The sequence below is a fragment of the Carnobacterium iners genome, from assembly GCF_900177385.1.
Classification (GTDB): domain Bacteria; phylum Bacillota; class Bacilli; order Lactobacillales; family Carnobacteriaceae; genus Carnobacterium_A; species Carnobacterium_A iners.
On sequence record NZ_FXBJ01000002.1, the window covers coordinates 1,337,949 to 1,357,290 of the forward strand.

The window sequence follows — 19,342 nt, forward strand, 5'->3', positions numbered from 1 at the left end:
TATGGCTTATGATAAGAGAAAACGATGATCAACTATAAGGAAGTGGATTTTTTGGCTATTACAATCAAAGATGTTGCGAAAAAAGCAGGTGTAGCTACCTCAACTGTTTCACGCACGATCCAAGATCATTCAAGTATCAGTGAGAAAACTAAAAAAAAGGTTCGTTCCGTAATGGAAGAACTAGGTTACCAACCTAATTTGGCAGCAAGAGGATTAGTAAGTAAAAACATGCGAACAATTGGAGTGATTTTACCTGTTTCCGATGGAACAGTATTTAAAAATCCTTTTTTTCTAGAAATGATTCGCGGAATCAGTAAAGCTTGTAATGAAAATAAGTATATGGTAGCTTTAGCTTCAGGAACAACGCAAGAAGAGTTGCTTGAAAGCATTCAAACAATGGCTAAGGGCGGCAGAGCTGATGGCTTTATTGTTCTTTATTCTAAAAAAAATGATGAAATTATTGAGTATTTACACCGAGAAAAATTATTTTACGCTATGATCGGTAAGCCTTATGAATATGAAAATGAAATTGTCTATGTCGATAATGATAATAAATTAGCTGGTAGAGATGCAACAAATTACTTATTAGCTTTAAACCATAAAAAAATAGCTTATATTAATAAACATGCGGATCAAATGATGTCTGCAGAAAGATTACTAGGGTATAAAGAAGCTCTTTTATTAAAAGGAATTGAGGTTAATCCCAAGTATATTTTAGAAGAGAAAATGATATCTACTAACCAAAAAGAAAAAATAAAAGAGTTGTTTATTTCAGAACAACACCCAACTGCAGTAGTAGCAGGGGATGATTTAATTGCAATGGAATTAGTTTATCTGTTCAAAGAATTTAATTTACGTATTCCTGAGGATATATCAATTATTAGTTTTAATAACTCTATTTTTGCGAAGATGGTCCAACCATCATTAACCTCAATTGACTTACACGTAGCTTATTTAAGTGAACAAGTAGTAGAAAAATTAATAGATCTTATTGAGGGAAAACAAAATTTAGCTATCAAAGTTATTTTGCCACACGAAATTATTGAACGAAAATCATGCAAGTTGAATCAAACCGCATTCTAGTTTATTCTTTTATCTGCCTTTCTAAAAGGAAGTGTAGGATAGTCAACAGCTATCCTACAATTATTTGCTTAGGAAAGCAGGGTTTATTAGAGTTAACTTATTTTTTTACTGATTAATTATTTAACTAAAAAATCAGAAATAAAAATACTGAATGATTTAATAATAAAAAGGCTGGAATTAATAAAAAAACAATAAAAGAAAGTTGTGCACAACCTGTTGATTACTTTGTTCACAACCTGTTAAGAAAGAGAGATAAATTTATCAATCTAGCTATAATAGCATTAAAAAAAAGATTAAATGAAAAAAAAGAAAGTTGTTCACAAAAGGCAGTGGATAACTCTTTAATAAATCATAAAATAGGTGAGAAAATATTCTTAATGAGTGTACAAATAAAAGGAAAAAACTTTAGAATAATAACTGAATGATTTTTTTAAACGTCTTGTCTATTTGTAATAGTAGAAAGGATTAAAATCCATGAAACAAATACGAACGATAAAAACTTTTTTTTAATTATTGTTAATAAATATATTGTAATAAGAATTTTTTTATTCTATAATAAGTGGAGACGAAGAAATACACTCTAATATAATTAAGCGATATGGGCTTTAAGTTTCTACCGGACACCGTAAATGATCCGACTATTAGGGGAAAGCTGCTTTTTTGCTGTCCCAAAATAGTTAGGATTGTACGGTTGATAGAAAATCAGCTGTTTTTTTGCGTTTATAAACGTTTATTGTTAATAAACTAAAACAAATTGCCTAATAGTCATACTGATTAAATTAGAAAAGAATGTATTCTTGTACTTCTTTGTAACTATAAATAAGGTGGGAATAAAAAGTGGAAAATTTTTTCAAACTGAAAGAAAATGGAACAACAGTTACAACTGAGGTTATAGCTGGAATAACAACATTTTTTGCAATGTCTTATATTATATTTGTTAATCCTGCAATATTATCTTTAACCGGTATGCCTACTCAAGCTGTTTTTCTTGCTACTCTAATTGCTTCAGCAATTGGAACCTTAGTCATGGGACTATTTGCAAATGTCCCCTACGCACAAGCTCCAGGGATGGGGTTAAATGCTTTCTTTACGTATACAGTTGTTTTCGCTTTAGGTTTTTCATGGCAAGAAGCTTTAGCGATGGTTTTCATCTGTGGTATTTTCAATATTCTAATAACGGTCACAAAAATAAGAAAAATGATTATCAAGTCTATTCCTGAACTCATTCAAAATGCGATTGGTGGAGGAATTGGAATTTTTGTTGCTTACATCGGTATTAAAAATGCAGGCTTTTTACAGTTCACTTCAGAAAGTCCAAATATTCAATCAATTAATAACGCTGCTTTTAACGCGACAGAAGCAACGTATACAGGCGGTATTGCTAGCGTAGTAACTGATGGTGGCATTATTCCTGGTTTAGTTAATTTTACGGATAAAGGAACATTACTAGCCTTAATTGGTTTAATCATTACAGTGATTCTTGTAGTATTAAATGTTCGCGGTGCTATTTTAATGGGTATTATTGCTACGACCCTGATTGGCATTCCAATGGGTATTGTTGATTTATCTGCTATTTCTAATCCAGATAATTCTTTAGGAAATGCTATTTCAGAATTACAAATTACATTTGGTGCAGCGTTTGGTGCGAATGGGATGATTTCATTATTCTCAGATGCCTCTCGTTTGCCTTTGGTTTTGATGACTATCTTTGCTTTTAGTTTATCAGATATTTTTGATACAATCGGAACATTTATTGGAACGGGTCGCAAAACAGGTATTTTTACTACTGAGGACGAGTTAGCTTTAGAGAGCGGATCAGGCGTCAAATCTAAAATGGATAAAGCATTGTTTGCAGATGCGATTGCAACGTCAGTCGGAGCGATCTTTGGTACATCAAACACAACGACATTTGTCGAGAGTGCTGCTGGAATTGGAGCGGGTGGTCGAACGGGTTTAACTAGTGTAGTAGTCGCTATTTTATTCTTATTATCTAGTTTGTTTTCATCGGTTATTGCTATCGTGCCTCCACAAGCAACGGCAGCATCATTGGTTATTGTTGGCATTATGATGATGTCTTCATTGCTTGAAATACAATGGAATGATTTAGAAGAAGCAATCCCCGCATTTTTCACCTCGGTCTTTATGGGATTAGCATATAGTATTTCTTACGGAATTGCTGCTGGTTTTATCTTTTATGTCATTGTTAAAGTGGCTAAAAAGAAAGCCAATGAAATTCATCCAGTCTTATGGATTTCAACCGGTCTATTCATCTTAAACTTTATAGTACTAGCATTTATCTAACAAGGCCTTAAACTTAGTCTCTTGTCTTTCATTATGGAAGATAGGAGACTATTTTCTGTTTCTTTTTATAAAGATTATATAGTCATTAGAAGATAAAAATAAAGTGCCGTTATTTTTATTAAGAACTGTTACACTAAAAGAAATAAGTAGATTTTTTTAAAAGAAAGGAATAAAAATATGACACCATTTACTGAAAAAGCCATAGCAGTAATGAAAAAGATTCCAGCTGGAAAAGTGATGACTTACGGGCAAGTTGCTGAAATAGCTGGAAATAAAAGAGGAGCAAGACAAGTTGTTCGACTCTTGCATTCGATGAGTAAAAAGGAGAATCTTCCTTGGCATCGAGTTATAAATGCTAAGGGTGAGATCGGATTAAAAGATGAAGAAGGAAGATTTACTCAAAAAGAAAAGTTAAATGCTGAAGGAATTCATTTGATGAAAAATGGGAAAATAGATTTACTCATCTACCGGTATCAACCATAAAAAAGAGGGGAATTACTGATAAATAAAGGCTTTTAAAAAATAGCTTATTGGCTTTGTACAAATCTTTGCTTTGCTAATTAGAGAGGGATATAATTAATGTAATAAGGAATAAAAGAATTAGCTATCTAAGAAATGGAGATGAGACTGTGGACAAGAACAACCAAAAGAACAAGACTTTCTTTACGTTAGAAAAAGAAGCTGTTTTTGATCAAGCACAATCCTCTGAAAAAGGATTAACTTCAGCGCAAGCAGAAAAAAGAATGGCAGAATACGGACCCAACCAGTTAAATGAGGGGAAAACTAAAAGTCTACTCGTCAAATTCTTTGAGCAATTTAAAGATTTTATGATTATTGTCTTATTGGCTGCAGCTGTTATATCGGGTATTTTTGGAGACATAACTGACTCCATTATTATTCTCGTTGTTGTTGTTTTAAACGCTGTTTTAGGCGTCTTTCAAGAAGCGAAAGCCGAAGAAGCCATTAACGCTTTAAAGGAAATGTCCTCGCCAGAAGCACGTGTGAAACGTGACGGCACAATTGTTTCATTGAAAAGCGACCAACTCGTTGTTGGCGATGTCGTTTTATTAGAAGCAGGCAACATTGTACCAGCAGATTTACGCTTAATAGAAGTGGCTTCTTTGCAAATTGAAGAGTCTGGTTTGACTGGAGAATCGGTTCCAGTGAATAAAGAGTTAACCGTTCTTGAAGACGAAAAAGCAGGCATTGGAGATCGGACGAACATGGCTTATATGAATAGCAATGTTACATACGGTCGTGGTGAAGGTGTGGTTGTAGGAACGGGAATGAACACAGAAGTAGGCGGAATCGCTAAGATACTTGCTTCAACAGACGAAACCGTGACACCCCTTCAAAATAATTTGAATCGTTTAGGTAAATATTTAACAGTTGCTATTTTGGTTATTGCCATTATCATATTTATTGTTGGATTATTAAACGGCCGCGGTTGGCTTGATATGCTGTTAACGTCTATTTCATTAGCTGTAGCTGCTATTCCTGAAGGCTTACCTGCTATTGTGACAATCATTTTAGCACTAGGAACACAAAAAATGGCTAAAAGAAAGGCTCTCGTTCGTAGATTGCCAGCAGTTGAAACATTAGGCAGTACAGATATCATTTGTTCTGATAAAACGGGAACGCTCACGATGAACCAGATGACGGTTGAAAAAATATACGCTAATGGCCAACTTCAAGATAGTACTGACTCATTAGAAATTGATTCACCAATCTTGTATTCGATGATGTATGCAAATGATACTCAGATATCAGGGGATGGAACATTAATTGGTGATCCGACCGAAACAGCCTTGATTCAGTTTGCTCTAGATAAAGAAATCAATGTTTCTGAAGTCTTAGCTAAGGAACCTCGAGTCGCTGAAATTCCATTTGATTCAGAACGAAAGCTAATGTCTACTGTCCAAAAACAAGCAGACGGAAAATTTTTAGTTTCTGTCAAAGGAGCACCTGATGAATTATTAAAGAGATGTACACGGTATATTCAAAATGATAAAGTCGAAAGATTAGATGAAGCAAGTAAGAAAATAATTTTAGAGACTAATCACGAATTAGCTATTCAGGCATTGCGTGTTTTAGCTACAGCTTATAAGCAGGTAGAAAGTATACCTACTGACATGAGTTCAGAAAATGTAGAACAAGAGTTAGTTTTCTCAGGTTTAATAGGAATGATTGATCCTGAAAGAGAAGAGGCAAAGGGTGCTGTGTCCGTTGCACGAAGAGCAGGAATTCGTTCGATTATGATTACTGGCGATCACCGTGATACTGCAGAAGCGATTGCTAAACGATTAGGTATTTTAGAAGCAACACAAGTTGGAGGAGTCATTACAGGCGCTGAATTAGATCAGATTAGCGATGAAGAATTTTCAACTAGAGTAAAAGATTATTCTGTTTATGCTCGTGTTTCTCCCCAACATAAAGTACGGATTGTTAAAGCTTGGCAAAAAGCTGGAAAAATTGTCGCGATGACAGGGGACGGTGTAAACGATGCACCAGCTTTAAAAACAGCAGATATTGGTATTGGAATGGGAATTACCGGCACTGAAGTATCAAAAGGTGCCAGTGATATGGTTTTAGCAGATGACAACTTCTCAACTATTGTCGTTGCAGTAGAAGAAGGGAGAAAAGTCTTCTCAAATATTCAAAAGTCTATTCAGTTTCTATTATCTGCAAATTTAGGTGAAGTGTTAACTTTATTTATTGCCACTCTTCTTGGGTGGAGTATTTTAGCACCTGTGCATATTTTATGGATTAACTTGGTAACAGATACATTCCCAGCTATTGCTTTGGGATTGGAGCCTGCGGAAGCAGACAGCATGGAACAAAAACCTCGTGGAAAAGAAGCGACATTCTTTTCCAATGGTGTCCTAGGTAGTATCATTTATCAAGGGGTTATTGAGGGTGGCATTACGCTATTTGTTTACTGGTGGGCGACGTATTATCCTATACATGCGGGAAATGCTGAATTGATTCATAATGATGCTTTAACAATGGCATTTATCACACTAGGAATGTTGCAACTATTCCATGCCTTTAATGTAAAATCCGTTAAAAAATCTCTCTTTACAGTAGGTTTCTTTAAAAACAAAATGTTTAACTTATCTATATTGGTTTCAGGAGCATTGTTAGCGGTTGTTGTTTTAATCCCTGGCTTGAATGATGCGTTTAGAGTAAGCCACTTAGATACAATCCAATGGGTAATTGTTTTAAGTGCGTCATTTTCTATTATTCCGATAGTAGAACTTATCAAATTAGGTATCCGTACTTTTGATAAAAGAGGATAAACGATAATCAACTAGATAATAAAAAAAGTTTTATTGAGGTTAAGTAAGCTCAATAAAACTTTTTTTATTTTAAAAGCCTGAGCTTAATTGTTGAACTTCTTACTAAAATAAAGTAGAATAAGGAATCACTAAATTTGGATCATTATTCCTCACATTTAGGGCGTTCGTTCGGGAAAAACGATTGTCTGAGACCTTTAATCTTATGATACACTGGCTTTCCAAGTCATGGGAGGCAAAACAAAGGGAGGATCATCATGACAAATCTTTATATCATCATTGCACTACTTTTATTTGTGGCGGTCATTTATGCTTTTTGGCGCTTACAAAAGAAACATATTAAATTTTCAACACGCGTTTTTATTGCGTTAGGTTCAGGTATCGTTTACGGTGCAATTTTGCAATTAATTTTCGGAGCAACTGGGGAAGTAACAACAGGGGCAATTCAATGGATTAATGTCGTTGGAACAGGGTATGTGCGTCTGTTACAAATGTTAATTATGCCATTAATTTTTGTTTCAATTGTTGGAGCATTTACTAAAGTTGAAGGAACAAAAGATCTAGGGAAAATTAGTGCGACGGTCTTGACGGCCTTGTTAGCAACGACAGCTATTTCGGCATTGGTTGGAATTGGAAGTGTGATGCTTTTCAATTTGGATGGTGCAGAATTTGTTCAAGGAGCTGCTGAAACAACTCAAATTGCAGCGTTAGATGAACGAAAAGAAATGGTTGTAGATTTATCGTTACCAGAGCAAATAGTGAACTTTATTCCATCTAATGTTTTTGCAGATTTATCTAATTCTCGCTCAACAAGTACAATTGCGGTAGTTATTTTTTCTGCTTTTGTAGGAGTAGCGTATCTAGGAATCATTCGAAAGAATCCGGAAGACGGAGCTTTCTTTGAAAGAATAATTAAAAGTTTATATGCTATCGTGATGCGTATCGTTACGTTAGTTTTAAGATTAACACCTTATGGAGTTTTTGCTTTAATGATAAAAGCTCTATCAACAAGTGATTTTAATGCATTAGTGAATCTAGGCAAATTTGTTCTAGCCTCCTATGCCGCAATAATTACGGTGTTCTTAATCCACATGCTTATTTTATTAGGTTACAAAGTTAGTCCTATACAATACCTAAAGAAAACCTTGACAGTTTTGAGCTTTGCATTTACCTCTCGTTCAAGTGCAGGAACATTGCCATTGAATATAGAAACGCAAACCAAAGCTTTAGGAGTAGATGCTGCTTCAGCTAACTTCGCGGGGACATTTGGTATGTCGATTGGGCAAAATGGTTGTGCGGGTGTTTATCCTGCAATGTTAGCGGCTATTGTAGCCCCTACAGTTGGAATTGATGTCTTTAGTCCAGCCTACATTTTTACTATTGTAGCGGTTGTAACAATCAGCTCATTTGGTGTTGCCGGTGTTGGTGGCGGAGCAACTTTTGCAGCTTTAATTGTTTTAGGAGCATTAGACCTTCCAGTAGCGATTGTTGGATTAGTTATTTCTGTTGAGCCTGTAATTGATATGGCACGGACATTATTGAATGTTAATGATAGCATCTTAGCTGGTATCATTTCATCAAAACGAGTAAAACGCTTTGATGAATCAGTATTTAATGATGATGAAGCAATCATCAAATCAGATATCTAATAATAAAAAAACATCCTTCTCATATGAGAGGGATGTTTTTTTTAACTTATTCGTATCTGAGTGCTTCAATTGGATCGAGTTTAGCGGCTTTTCTAGCTGGATAGATACCAAAGAATATCCCGACTGCAGTTGAAAAGAGCAATACGGCCGCTACAGCAGTAAAGGTAATGCTTGGTACAATATCTAATGCACTACCTACACCAAAGGCTAAGAGAATACCCAATACGAGACCGATAATGCCTCCAATTAAACTTAAAACAACAGCCTCCATTAAAAATTGCATTAAAATTGTCCCCGTTGTTGCACCGAGTGCTTTACGTGTGCCAATTTCACGTGTGCGTTCCGTAACAGAAACCAACATAATATTCATTACCCCAATGCCACCTACTAATAAGGCAATAGCAGCAACAGCAGCAATAAAATTAACAAACAAACTCAATACAGAATTTACTTGGTCTAAAGCTTGTAAGAAATTCGTAGCTGTACAGTAATCTTTACCTAGTGTATTGTGCCTTGTTTCTAATAACCGGACCATTTGTTTAGATACAGATTCAATTGAATTTTTATCGGTTACTTGAACCGTTAAGCTTTCTATTGTCGTTACATCAGGATTTAAATTACTCATTGTTGTCAAAGGGATAGCAAGATAAACAGGAATCTGAGTAATATCAAAGGCGCCTTGCAAATTATCAAAAGTCCCCTTAACAACTCCGATGACTCGCAAACGAATACTATTCCCTGTATTTCCTGAAAGAACTAGTTTTTCACCGACAATATTGATTCGATTATTAAATAAAGCTTTAGCCGTATCTTCACTTACTACGACAACATTCTTACCATCTTGATAATCTGTTTCATTAAAATAACGGCCATAGACAAGAGTGCTTTCCATAGCTTGATTGGTGTATTGCATATCTGGTGTTCCGCTCAAGACTAAAGAAGATCGCTTATCAAATTCAGACTCGACAAAAGCTTGAATGGTTTTATCAGGAGAAATATGTGTAATAGCTGGAATGGATAATTTTAATGCTTGAATATCTTCATCTGTAAACGCATCACTTCTAGACGCATCTTCGCTTAAAGAAACAGAGATAGTCGAAGCTCCAAGATCGTCAAATGTACCTGTAATTTTTGACGTTGCGCCATTACCAATAGCAAGAATAGCGATGACAGCTGCAATTCCAATGATAATACCTAACATGGTCAAAAAAGAACGCATTTTGTTAGCTAGAATACTATCGATAGCCATTTTGAAATTTTCTTTAATACTCAAAAAATCAGCTTCTTCCTATATTATTTCTGGTATCTGCGAGTGGTCTTCCTTGAGAGCGCCGTCAAAAAATGAGAGAATACGCTTAGTATAAATAGCTACTTCAGGTTCATGGGTAACCATCACGATAGTTGTTCCTTCTACATTTAACTCTTGAAAGATTCGTAAAATACCAATTGCTGTTTTAGAATCTAAATTCCCAGTTGGTTCATCGGCCATTAAAACAGAAGGATTATTAACGATGGCACGAGCAATAGCGACACGTTGCTTTTGTCCGCCCGAAATTTCATTAGGCTTATGTTTGACGCGGTTAGCTAATCCAACTCGTTCCAAAGCTTTTAGAGCTCTTTTTTTTCGTTCTTTAGCAGGAATACCGGCATAAATCATTGGCAATTCAACATTTTCTAAAAGAGTCATGCGTGGCATTAAATTGAAAGATTGAAAAACAAAACCAACTTCTTTATTGCGAACATGTGCTCCTTCATTGTCGCTAAGTTTGCTAACATCTACACCATTTAGAAAGTACGTACCTGAATCAAATTGGTCTAATAAACCTAAAATATTCATAAGAGTTGATTTACCTGAACCACTAGGACCCATAATAGCAGTAAATTCACCATCCGTGATAGACAACGTGACATCGTCTAATGCTACTAGAGACTCATCACCCGTTCGATAGGTTTTAACAATATTTTTTAATTCAATCATGCTATCACCATCTTTCTATTTTTTCGAAACAGCTATTCCATCTTTTACTTTTTCATCAGGTGATAAGATAATAGTCTGGTCAACCTCTAATCCGCCTTTTACTTCAACAGCCGTATCAGACTGAGTACCTACTTCAATTAATTGAGCCTTAGCTATGCCGTCTTCAACAAGGTAAACGTAAGGTTTGTTTTCTGCATTATAAAGTAAAGATTCAATTGGTAAAGAAAGAACATCTTTTGCTGTTTCGGTAACAATTTCAGTATCAATATCAAAGCCTGCAAAAAGACCTATTGATGCTTCATCGAAAGCAATCGTTGCAGATAAAGCCGCTGTGTTGCCAAATTGGCCGCTCATTACTTTAGCAGTTGGATCAAGTTGTGTCACTTTCCCTTGGTAAGTCTTTGAACCACTAGTTAACGTCACCACTTGTTCTTTTTTAACACGAGGTGCATCTGATTTTGTTAATTGAATCGCAACAAGTAAGTTAGTTAAATCGGCTAATACAATAGCCGATTCACCAGTTTGCATGCTTAAATCAACCTCTTCGGGAGAAAGATTAACTGCTGTAATGGTCCCTTTAAATTCAGCTCTTTTTTCTGAACCATCTTGATAGAGGACCAAACGGTCATCTTCTTCAACTAGATCACCTACTACGACGTCTACTTCTGAAACAAGCCCTTGTCCAATAATTTCTTGTGTTTGGTTAGGCTTTATTATTCCTGTAGTAGAAAGTGTTTCGACAATCGTTTCTTTGCTTATCGTGGCTGTTCGAACGGAAATAGCCTCATTGCTTGTTGAAGATGTAAAGATGCTGTAGCCAATAAAAGCAATGATAGCCACTAAGATACTAACGCTCAGTATTTTTTTTGTAGTCATAAAATCATTCATCCTTTCTTTTTAGAAAAACAGTAACAAGATAAAATAGGTATGACATACTGTCATCCGTTAATTTTACTTTTTTAAGGGATGTCTGTCTACTAAGTGCTCTTAAGATTAAATAAAATAAGAATAAAGATTACATGAGCATATCATTCAATTTTTTTCAATAAAATGTGTATAGTTAAAGAATCATCTAAGAAAATATGTTTCTTAGTAATAATAGTATGAAACAGGGGAATAAAAGAGGCCTTTTATGAAGATAGAATTATTTGCAATAGGAGATATCCATGGTCAAATTAGTTTATTTAAAGAAATGTTGACCCACTGGAATAAAGCTACGCAACAATTACTGTTAATAGGAGATATTGGAGATAGAGGAGAAAATCCAAAAGCCTGTTTTATTTTAGCTGATGAATTAGTAAAAGAAAAAGAAGCGATTTGGATAAAGGGAAAACATGAAGAAACGCTCTTGAATTTTCTAGAACAACCAGAAAAGAATGTTGATTTATATGCTAGGAATGGTGGATTGAAAATCCTTGAAACGTTCCTCCGTGGAGGATTAGCAGACGAATATTCCCCAACGGAAATGGCGATACTAATCGTCAGTCGTTACCCATGCTTTAAAACAAAGGTTAAACAATCTGCCGATTTATTATGAATGGGCAATTTTATTTTTGTATATGCTGGTGTTGACTTAACTAAAAAAGATTGGAAGCAAACTTCGCCAAGAGATTTTGTTTGGATTCGAGAACCGTTTCGTTCGACGAAAAATAAAACTGGTAAAACAATTGTCTTTGGCCATACCATTACTTCTTCTTTATATGGGGATAATCAAACATCAGACTTATGGATAGAAGATAATAAGATTGATATCGATTTCGGAGCTGTTTATGGTGGTTCTTTACTTGGCGTTTTTTTTGATGAAATGACTATACTTAAGCACTATAAGCTCGTAAATCAAGGATATGTTTGGGATGCAAAGAGTTAACAGAAAGAGAAAATAAGAATTAGGAGAATGAAGATGATAAAATTTAAAGACGTATCAAAAGAATATATACCAGGAACTCCTGTTATTTCCAACTTAAATTTAGAAATCAAAGATGGCGAGTTTTTTGTATTGATTGGTCCTAGTGGATGTGGGAAAACAACACTACTAAAGATGATTAATCGATTAATCTCATTAAATTCTGGCTATATTTATGTAAGAGATAAACCAATCAGTGAGTATAATATCCAAGAGTTGCGTTGGAATATGGGCTATGTATTGCAACAAATTGCTTTATTTCCTAACATGACTGTGGAAGAAAATATTACTACTGTTCCTGAAATGAAAAAATGGTCTAAAGATAAGATGCACGATCGAGTGACGGAATTACTTGAGAGTGTTGGACTAGATGCAAAAAGTTACCGTAATAGAAAAACATCTGAACTATCAGGTGGGGAACAGCAGCGAATTGGTGTTTTAAGAGCTTTTGCAGCAGATCCTGATATTATCTTAATGGATGAACCTTTTGGTGCGTTGGACCCAATTAGTCGTAATAATTTGCAAAAAGATGTTGTAGAGATGCACAAAAAATGGGGGAAAACAATTGTTTTTGTCACCCATGATATGCAAGAAGCGATATCGCTGGGAAACCGTATCGCCTTGATTGATAAAGGAGAAATCGTTCAATTAGGAACTCCAGAGGAAATAGTGAGTCATCCTAAAAATGATTTTGTTAGGAATTTTTTAAAGTCAGGTAATATTGAAGTGGATAAAACTCAAACGATTCAAGACCTCATTGAAGGTGGTTATGTAACATCAATAGATAGCCAAGAAAAAAGCGAAACAATATTATCGACAGATGATACCTTAGATCAGCTAATCGTTAGTATGTCAAAAGGGGATACGGTATTTATTAAAGATGCAAATAGTCAGCTTATTGGAAAAATTTCAAATCAACAATTAATGTCATATTTAGCAGCAACTATTGAAAATAGAGGTGAAGTCGGATGAATGAACTAATAAATACGTTTCAAGATCGTAAAGGACTATTATGGACGGCTTTAATAGAGCACATTCAGCTCTCATTTATTTCTTTATTAATTGCAGTTGCTCTAGCTATTCCACTAGCTATATTTTTAACGCACCACAAAAAGATAGCTAATCCAATTATTCAAGTAACAGCTATCTTTCAAACGATTCCTTCATTAGCTTTATTAGGTTTAATGATACCACTAGTCGGAATTGGGAAATTACCTGCCGTTATTGCGTTAGTTATTTACGCTTTACTGCCAATACTAAGAAATACCTATACCGGATTAACGGAGGTTGACCCTTCTTTAGTAGAAGCAGCAGATGCAATGGGAATGGACCGCTTTAGAAAATTAATAAAAGTAGAAATGCCTATTGCTATGCCTGTTATAATGGCAGGGATTCGAAATGCGATGGTATTGATTATTGGTACAGCAACGATTGCGGCTTTAATTGGAGCTGGAGGACTCGGAAGTTTGATTTTATTAGGCATTGACCGGGGCAATAATTATCTAATCTTATTAGGTGCAGTACCTGCAGCTTTATTAGCAGTTGGTTTTGATTATCTCCTTAGTTACTTTGAAAAAACATCGTTTAAAAAGACTGTTATCGTACTTGGTGCTGTAACGGTAGTAGTAGCGGGGATTCTACTTATTCCATTGTTTACAGGACAAGATAAAGAAATTACAATTGCCGGTAAATTAGGCTCAGAACCTGAAATTATTATGAATATATATAAAGAACTGATTGAAGATCAAACCGATTTGACAGTAGAATTGAAGCCAAATATGGGTAAAACAACTTTTGTCTTTAATGCTTTAGAATCAGGGGATATTGATATTTATCCAGAATTCACAGGAACAGTACTGGCTACTTTCTTGAATGAACAAGCTGTCTCAACAAGTGAAAAAGAAGTATATGAACAAGCTCGTACTGGCTTATCAGAACAATACGAAATGGCATTGCTTGAACCAATGGCATTTAATAATACGTATACATTAGCTGTAACTTCTGAGATAGCCAAACAATACAATCTAGAAAGTATGTCTGATTTACAAGATGTTTCAGATAAAGTTAAAGTTGGTTTCACACTTGAGTTTGCTGACCGTCAAGATGGTTACCTAGGTATTCAAGATTTATATGGTGTTACATTTGATGATTTAAAAACAATGGAACCTAAACTGCGCTATCAAGCTATTGAGACAGGTGACATTAATTTGTTAGATGCTTATTCAACAGACAGTGAATTAGAAGAATACGAATTAGTTGTCCTAAAAGATGATAAAGGGTTATTCCCACCTTACCAAGGCGCACCTTTAATGCTTGAGAAAACATTAGAGAAACACCCTGAATTAGAAGGTGTATTAAACACACTAAGTGGGCAAGTAACAGACGATGAAATGCGTAAAATGAACTATGAAGTTAACGTAAATAGCCAAACTCCACAAAAAGTAGCTCAAGACTTCCTAAAATCAAAACAACTAATCAAATAAGATGCGAAGCACTCTGTTCAGCTCTGAGAGGAAAATGAAAAATACCGCAAGAGGCCGCAAAAGCCTCGAGGATAATTTGAATTTAAAAAAAGAGCCAGAATTTAATTCTAGTTGATTATAAAAAAGAGAGAGAATGGAGCAGTTGTTCCACACTCTCTCTCTTGCTTTATAGTGGATAAAAAGTTAGGGTAGATAGACTACTAGTAAAGAAACGAGGGTTAAAATGAAAATAGGTGTATTATCAGATTTGCATATTGATACAAATGGTAAACACTTACCAGAAAATGAAACCTATGCAATTCTGTTAAGCAAACAGATAAAAAAACAAAAAATCGATCTTTTTTTAATTGCTGGAGATATCAGCAGTGATTACCATGAATCGCAAGCTTTTCTGGATGAACTAACAGCATTAAGTAAGATAAAAATATTATTTGTACCAGGAAATCATGATTATTGGTCTAGAATAAACGGTGAAAAGGATACGAAAAAAATCTATCAATTTTTCAAAGAACAACCAGAAAGCATCTTAGAAAAACCTTACATCATTAATGATGAATGGGCAGTAGTCGGTAATTCAGGCTGGTATGATTATGGATTTGCAGATACAAATCAATACAGTACGGCTGAATTTCAAAAAATGTCTTTACGTGCAGGAACTTGGCAGGATAAGAAGTTTTGTGATTGGGGAGTGTCTGATCAAGCGGTTACTCAATGGATGTTAGAAAAAATAGAAGAAGATTTAGCTAAAATAGGAGATCGGAAAGTTATTTTGATGACTCATGTAGTGACACATCCTAAATTCGTTGTGACTTTGCCGCATAAAATTTATGATTATTTTAATGCCTTTTTAGGAAGTTCAACGTATGAGAGGCTTTATGAAAACTACCCTAATATTGCATACAGCATTATGGGACATGTTCACTTTCGGAAAACAGTTTTCGTAAATCAAGTACAATTTATTTGTGCTTGTTTAGGTGGCAAAAAACATTGGCCGACTAAAAGTGCAAAATCAGAGTTATTAAACGCGATGATAACGTTCCAATTACCTGGAAACACTAGGAACTAATTAACAAATAAAAGCGACTATTTTTTGTAGTTGCTTTTTCATTTTTTATATTTTTGAAAAAGAATTATAACAACTTTAGTTAAAAGTAGAAGATTATGCTAAAATAAGGAAGATGAATGGAAATAAGAAAGGAAGAAATAAATGACAGATACAACAGAAGTTTTAGTGCTAGATTTATTGAAAAAGGAACTGAAAAGCTACTCAACTAAACAACTAACAACCGTTTTAAATTTATTATCAGAAGGCAACACAGTGCCTTTTATAGCTCGTTACCGTAAAGAAATGACTGGAACTCTAGATGAAGTTCAAATTCGTGAAATAGAGGAACGTTACAATTACCTTCAAACATTAGAAAAGCGTAAAAAAGATGTTATCCGCACAATTGAAGAACAAGGTAAGCTAACACCCGAGCTGAAAAAAAGCATTGAGCTAGCTGAGAAAATGCAACTAGTGGAAGACTTATACCGTCCTTTTAAGCAAAAACGAAGAACGAAAGCGACGATAGCTAAAGAGAGTGGCTTAGAGCCATTAGCTGATTGGATGCTTACTTTTCCATCTGTAGCTGTCCTGGAAGAAGCAAGCAATTATATTGATGATGAAAAAAATGTGGAGTCAGCTGAATCTGCTTTAGCAGGAGCGCATGAAATTATTGCAGAAACAATCAGCGATGAACCACGCTATCGTATTTGGATAAGAGAATACACGCTTAAAAATGGGATGCTAACGACTAATGTAAAAAAACAAGAAAAAGATGAAAAAGGTGTCTTTGAAATGTATTATGATTACAAAGAGCCAGTTGTTAAACTAGTCTCTCACCGTATACTAGCGATTAATCGTGGAGAAAAAGAAGATATCTTAAAAACAGCATTGGTTGTAAATGAAACTACTGTCTTTAATTATCTAGTTAAAGAGTTGATAAAAGAAGAGGACTCAACAGCAACGGCTTATATCAAAGAAGCGATTGAAGACAGCTATAAACGCTTCATTGGTCCCTCAATTGAACGGGAAATTCGCTCTGAATTAACTATAAAAGCAGATGAGCAAGCCATTAATATTTTCGGTGAAAATTTACGAAATTTATTATTGCAACCACCGTTAAAAGGAAAAGTTGTTTTAGGACTTGATCCAGCTTATCGGACAGGTTGTAAACTAGCCGTTATTGATCCGACAGGTAAAGTGATGGATATTGATGTTATTTACCCCCATAAACCAGCTGGCAATGAAGCACGCGCGAATGCTGCAGTTAAATTTAAACAGTTAATTGAAAAGTACGAAGTAGAAATGGTTGCTATCGGAAATGGTACAGCTAGTCGCGAATCAGAAACGTTTGTATCTGATAACCTAAAAGAAATCGAACGCCAAGTATTTTATATGATTGTTAATGAGGCAGGAGCGTCTGTTTATTCAGCTAGTCCGATTGCTCGTGAAGAGTTCCCTGATTTACAAGTAGAACAAAGAAGTGCTGTGAGTATTGCGCGCCGTTTGCAAGACCCATTAGCTGAATTAGTTAAAATAGATCCAAAGTCAGTTGGTGTTGGTCAATACCAGCACGACGTTTCACAAAAACATTTAGAAGAACGATTAGATTTTGTTGTAGAAACAGCTGTTAACCAAGTAGGTGTTAACGTAAATACTGCTAGTGCACAATTATTGAAGCATGTTGCAGGATTGAACAAAACAACAGCAAACAACGTGATTACTTACCGTGAAGAAAATGGACGCTTTGAAAGCCGTGCTCAGTTGAAAAAAGTTCCACGTTTAGGACCCAAAGCGTATGAGCAATCTGTTGGATTTATGCGAATCGTTGATGGTGAAAACGTGTTAGACAATACGGGTATTCACCCAGAGACTTATAAACAAGCAAAAGAAATTCTTGATTTAGCGGGAATAGCTTTAGAAGATGTAGGCAGCATGAAAGCTAAAAAATCTTTAGAGTTACTAGATATAGCTAAATTAGTCGAAGCAACAGCGCTAGGTAAAGAAACCGTAAAAGATATGCTAGAAGCTTTATTTACACCAGGTCGCGACTTACGTGATGAAATGTCAGCGCCTTTATTGAGAACAGATGTATTAAGCATGGAAGACTTACAAGAAGGAATGGAATTAGAAGGAACGGTTCGTAATGTAGTTGATTTTGGTGCATTTGTAGACATCGGAGTAAAACAAGATGGATTAGTGCATATTTCGAAACTAAGTAAAGGTTACGTCCAACATCCAACAAATGTAGTAGCTGTTGGAGACGTTGTTACCGTTTGGGTAGAAGATATCAATGTTAATAAAGGCCGAATTTCATTGACGATGTTGGCCCCTAAAAAGAAAGATTAATCCAAAATAGAAAAACAAGATAAGAAGTCACTAAGAGATGACTTTTCTTGTTTTTTTGTTTAGTTATTACTTGCTACTACTTTTACCTGTGAGGAGATTTCTTGAACTTAGATCATCTATTTCAAGATTCAGAAAAAATACAGATAGTGAAAAAGCAAAAAAATATCTAAATACATGAGAAATTAAATTTTATTTTTAGGTATCCGGGTAACTATAAGAAAAAAAGTGAGCATCCTTACTTTAAAGAGACTAAAAAAATAAGGCTTATTGATTGGTAATTTTTTGGTGAGTGCTGGGGAAAATCATACAGAGAAGCTTAGTATGTTGCTACAGATTATTTAAACACGATAAAAGACTTTCTAGTTTAGCAGATAGTGAGAAAATTAATGTATTAATAGTAAACAAATCATGGTGGGATACAGTAGATGGACTTCATAGAGTGGTAGGTTGTCTGGCTATAATTATCCGGAGTTAAACAAAGCAATGATTCTATAGAGCTTTGACGAAAACATCTGATTAAGGAGAGTTACAATTGATCATCAACTTCTCAGAAAAGAAAAGATGAATAAAGAGCTTTTAGAAGAAACGATCATTCATAACTTTGGTTAAGATGAATTTTTTTATTAATAAAGCAATTGGCTGGGTACTAAGAGACTAAAGTAAAGAAAATCCAAAATGGGTAAGAGCGTTTATTGAAACACACAAAGGGAAACTTTCAAAATGAAGTATCAGAGAAGGTAGCAAATATGTCTAGTCTAAGGAGATGCTAGTCCTATGAAAGAGGAATGGAGAAATAAGTTTGAAACAAGTTGAATTACAAAAATTGGTAGAAGAAATATCCATAGTTTATTTTAAACAACCATTTGAACACGTTGCTACTTTTAATAGTCGTTTACGCACAACGGGTGGACGGTATCATCTGAAATCACATAATTTAGACTTTAATCTGAAAATTTTAGAAGCATTTGGCATGCTAGAATTTATAAAGGTTATTAAACATGAACTATGTCATTACCATTTGCATCTTGCTGGAAAAGGTTATCAACATAAAGACAACGATTTTAAGGTATTGCTGAAACAAACAGGTGGGAGTCGATTTGTTCAATCAGTAAAAATAACTAGCGATGAAAAAAAAATATGGCTCTATCAATGTAAAAGCTGTCAAATAATTATTCGTAGACAACGTCGTTTTAATACAAAAAAATTTGTTTGCGGAAAATGCAAAGGCAAATTAATTTTACAGGATTTGCAGCAATAA

Annotated in this window: 13 protein-coding genes, 1 pseudogene and 1 riboswitch; of the genes and pseudogenes, 11 read left to right on the top strand and 3 right to left on the bottom strand. The window is 34.8% G+C overall.

Annotated elements, in window-relative coordinates:
• The first annotated feature begins 24 nt into the window (after window positions 1-24).
• From B9Y54_RS06540 to B9Y54_RS06560, 5 genes are all read left to right on the top strand, one after another.
• Window positions 25-1,083: a LacI family DNA-binding transcriptional regulator gene (locus B9Y54_RS06540; RefSeq protein ID WP_234987855.1), complete on the top strand. Its 1,059-nt coding sequence runs from the start codon at window positions 25-27 to the stop codon at window positions 1,081-1,083.
• 561 nt (window positions 1,084-1,644) lie between these two features.
• A riboswitch (purine riboswitch) is annotated at window positions 1,645-1,744 on the top strand.
• Window positions 1,745-1,920: 176 nt separating this feature from the next.
• Complete coding sequence (locus B9Y54_RS06545) at window positions 1,921-3,384, top strand: NCS2 family permease (RefSeq protein ID WP_085559521.1); 1,464 nt, start codon at window positions 1,921-1,923, stop codon at window positions 3,382-3,384.
• A gap of 177 nt (window positions 3,385-3,561) precedes the next feature.
• Complete coding sequence (locus tag B9Y54_RS06550; protein WP_085559522.1) at window positions 3,562-3,867, top strand: MGMT family protein; 306 nt, start codon at window positions 3,562-3,564, stop codon at window positions 3,865-3,867.
• 146 nt (window positions 3,868-4,013) lie between these two features.
• Window positions 4,014-6,683 carry a cation-translocating P-type ATPase gene (locus B9Y54_RS06555; RefSeq protein WP_085559523.1) on the top strand — a complete coding sequence of 890 codons (2,670 nt, stop codon included), beginning with the start codon at window positions 4,014-4,016 and terminating at the stop codon, window positions 6,681-6,683.
• Window positions 6,684-6,937: 254 nt separating this feature from the next.
• Window positions 6,938-8,329, top strand: a complete 1,392-nt coding sequence (locus tag B9Y54_RS06560; RefSeq protein ID WP_085559524.1) for an L-cystine transporter — start codon at window positions 6,938-6,940, stop codon at window positions 8,327-8,329.
• 46 nt (window positions 8,330-8,375) lie between these two features.
• Here B9Y54_RS06560 and B9Y54_RS06565 read toward each other — a convergent pair whose 3' ends face one another.
• From B9Y54_RS06565 to B9Y54_RS06575, 3 genes are read right to left on the bottom strand one after another with little or no spacing between them, the layout of a single operon-like run.
• Window positions 8,376-9,578: an ABC transporter permease gene (locus tag B9Y54_RS06565; protein WP_420836097.1), complete on the bottom strand. Its 1,203-nt coding sequence runs from the start codon at window positions 9,576-9,578 to the stop codon at window positions 8,376-8,378.
• Window positions 9,579-9,617: 39 nt separating this feature from the next.
• A complete protein-coding gene (locus tag B9Y54_RS06570) occupies window positions 9,618-10,307 on the bottom strand; it encodes an ABC transporter ATP-binding protein (RefSeq protein WP_085559526.1) in 690 nt (229 codons plus the stop codon).
• Window positions 10,308-10,322: 15 nt separating this feature from the next.
• Entirely contained in the window at window positions 10,323-11,183 is an 861-nt protein-coding gene (locus B9Y54_RS06575) for an efflux RND transporter periplasmic adaptor subunit (RefSeq protein WP_085559527.1), read from the bottom strand.
• A gap of 256 nt (window positions 11,184-11,439) precedes the next feature.
• On the opposite strand from B9Y54_RS06575, the pseudogene B9Y54_RS06580 reads away from it, so the two are divergent.
• The 6 genes and pseudogenes from B9Y54_RS06580 (at window position 11,440) to B9Y54_RS06610 (ending at window position 19,342) form a co-directional block, all read left to right on the top strand.
• A pseudogene (locus tag B9Y54_RS06580) lies at window positions 11,440-12,174 on the top strand (metallophosphoesterase).
• A 33-nt stretch (window positions 12,175-12,207) separates the two neighbouring features.
• Window positions 12,208-13,182, top strand: a complete 975-nt coding sequence (locus B9Y54_RS06585; RefSeq protein ID WP_085559528.1) for an ABC transporter ATP-binding protein — start codon at window positions 12,208-12,210, stop codon at window positions 13,180-13,182.
• Window positions 13,179-14,693: an ABC transporter permease/substrate-binding protein gene (locus B9Y54_RS06590; RefSeq protein ID WP_085559529.1), complete on the top strand. Its 1,515-nt coding sequence runs from the start codon at window positions 13,179-13,181 to the stop codon at window positions 14,691-14,693. The genes B9Y54_RS06585 and B9Y54_RS06590 overlap by 4 nt, the downstream gene beginning before the upstream one ends.
• A gap of 223 nt (window positions 14,694-14,916) precedes the next feature.
• Window positions 14,917-15,759 carry a metallophosphoesterase gene (locus B9Y54_RS06595; protein WP_085559530.1) on the top strand — a complete coding sequence of 281 codons (843 nt, stop codon included), beginning with the start codon at window positions 14,917-14,919 and terminating at the stop codon, window positions 15,757-15,759.
• A gap of 141 nt (window positions 15,760-15,900) precedes the next feature.
• Window positions 15,901-18,084: a Tex family protein gene (locus tag B9Y54_RS06600; RefSeq protein ID WP_085559531.1), complete on the top strand. Its 2,184-nt coding sequence runs from the start codon at window positions 15,901-15,903 to the stop codon at window positions 18,082-18,084.
• 799 nt (window positions 18,085-18,883) lie between these two features.
• Complete coding sequence (locus B9Y54_RS06610) at window positions 18,884-19,342, top strand: SprT family protein (RefSeq protein ID WP_085559532.1); 459 nt, start codon at window positions 18,884-18,886, stop codon at window positions 19,340-19,342.

Bases quoted from the DNA above. Each gene is read 5' to 3' on its own strand.
- B9Y54_RS06570 (WP_085559526.1), bottom strand. From the start codon at position 10,307: ATGATTGAATTAAAAAATATTGTTAAAACCTATCGAACGGGTGATGAG.
- B9Y54_RS06550 (WP_085559522.1), top strand. From the start codon at position 3,562: ATGACACCATTTACTGAAAAAGCCATAGCAGTAATGAAAAAGATTCCA.
- B9Y54_RS06575 (WP_085559527.1), bottom strand. From the start codon at position 11,183: ATGACTACAAAAAAAATACTGAGCGTTAGTATCTTAGTGGCTATCATT.
- B9Y54_RS06600 (WP_085559531.1), top strand. From the start codon at position 15,901: ATGACAGATACAACAGAAGTTTTAGTGCTAGATTTATTGAAAAAGGAA.
- B9Y54_RS06585 (WP_085559528.1), top strand. From the start codon at position 12,208: ATGATAAAATTTAAAGACGTATCAAAAGAATATATACCAGGAACTCCT.
- B9Y54_RS06560 (WP_085559524.1), top strand. From the start codon at position 6,938: ATGACAAATCTTTATATCATCATTGCACTACTTTTATTTGTGGCGGTC.
- B9Y54_RS06540 (WP_234987855.1), top strand. From the start codon at position 25: ATGATCAACTATAAGGAAGTGGATTTTTTGGCTATTACAATCAAAGAT.
- B9Y54_RS06595 (WP_085559530.1), top strand. From the start codon at position 14,917: ATGAAAATAGGTGTATTATCAGATTTGCATATTGATACAAATGGTAAA.
- B9Y54_RS06565 (WP_420836097.1), bottom strand. From the start codon at position 9,578: ATGGCTATCGATAGTATTCTAGCTAACAAAATGCGTTCTTTTTTGACC.
- B9Y54_RS06590 (WP_085559529.1), top strand. From the start codon at position 13,179: ATGAATGAACTAATAAATACGTTTCAAGATCGTAAAGGACTATTATGG.